At 52.6% G+C, this 312-nt stretch carries 1 pseudogene; it reads right to left on the reverse strand.

Annotated elements, in window-relative coordinates:
* Positions 1-81: 81 nt before the first annotated feature.
* Positions 82-312 (reverse strand): annotated as a pseudogene (locus QP413_RS09955) (transposase); the annotation flags it as partial.

Below are 312 nucleotides of genomic sequence, written 5' to 3' on the forward strand. Positions count from 1 at the left end.
TGTGCAAGGCCGATAGAGGCGAGCAGCATCGGCAAGGGGAAGTCAGGGCGTAGCGCGTCAACCACTGCGGTCTTTTGTCTATTACTGAGCTGACCTGGGATGACGCTGACGTCTTTTTTTTACAAGCTCCAGCTCCTTTTCCAATACAGCTTTCTCGACCAGCAGCTTGGCCATCTGTTCTTTCAGTTCAGATGGATCATCCGGCAAAGATTTTTCAAGGGCTGCTCGGGTGGGGATGCGAGCACGTTCTTCTCGTTCCTTTTTCGACATCAGCCCCCATTGTCCCTCTTCACGATGGCGTTGTGTCCAAGA

This window comes from Corynebacterium sp. UMB4614, assembly GCF_030217065.1.
In the GTDB taxonomy this organism is placed as follows: Bacteria; Actinomycetota; Actinomycetes; order Mycobacteriales; family Mycobacteriaceae; genus Corynebacterium.